Genomic DNA, 788 nt, shown 5'->3' on the forward strand with positions numbered 1-788 from the left:
ATAACCCTGAGAGAGGCATGTCCTCTCTTTTTTGTGCAGTTGAGGAGGTAAAGGGGACAGAATAGGTGAAATAGTCCCAATTAGCTTCTTTATTTGTTAAACTGTATCTAGAAAGGGGAAGATTATGTTTAAAGAATTGTATGAAAAAGTGCAGGGGATTGTATATAAGTGTAGAAATGAATATTATCTTCATTTATGGGAGCTATCGGATTGGGACCAAGAGGGAATGATTTGCTTACATGAATTGATTAGTAGAGAAGAAGGAGAAGGAATAGTAGAAGATATTCCTCGTTTAAGGAAATATTTTAAGACTAAGTTTCGGAATCGGATTTTAGATTATATCCGTAAACAAGAAAGTCAAAAACGAAGATATGATAAAGAACCCTATGAAGAAGTAGGTGAGATCAGTCATCGTATAAGTGAGGGCGGTCTCTGGCTAGATGATTATTATCTCTTTCATGAAACATTAAAAGATTATAGAAGTAAACAAAATAAAGAAAAACAAGAAGAACTAGAACGCGTCTTAAGAAATGAACGATTTCGAGGGCGTCAAAGAGTATTAAGAGACTTACGCATTGTGTTTAAAGAGTTTGACATCCGTACTCATTAGGAAGTCATACAAAAAAAGCTAAATTCCCAAACTAAGTTCCACCGCTAGTAGAAGTGGAAGTTAGTCTGATAAAAATCGTAAAAACCAGTGGAAGTCCGTGTCAGGGTAAGTTCCACTGGTTTTACTAATGCTTGATTTCATCGCTTTTGTAGCCGAAAGGCATCGAAAAAAAGAGCGC

General features: G+C 35.9%; 1 protein-coding gene. It reads left to right on the forward strand.

The genetic code is table 11. The annotated features are described in order from the left end of the window. Positions 1-124: 124 nt before the first annotated feature. Positions 125-610, forward strand: coding sequence for a sigma-70 family RNA polymerase sigma factor (locus tag GEZ84_RS10580; RefSeq protein WP_153224493.1), 486 nt, complete (start codon positions 125-127; stop codon positions 608-610). Positions 611-788: the final 178 nt, after the last annotated feature.

Origin of the sequence: Streptococcus mitis, from assembly GCF_009496155.1 — a bacterium.
Taxonomy (GTDB): domain Bacteria; phylum Bacillota; class Bacilli; order Lactobacillales; family Streptococcaceae; genus Streptococcus; species Streptococcus mitis_BQ.

Coding starts and splice junctions, on each gene's coding strand:
- GEZ84_RS10580 (WP_153224493.1), top strand. CDS start 125: ATGTTTAAAGAATTGTATGAAAAAGTGCAGGGGATTGTATATAAGTGT.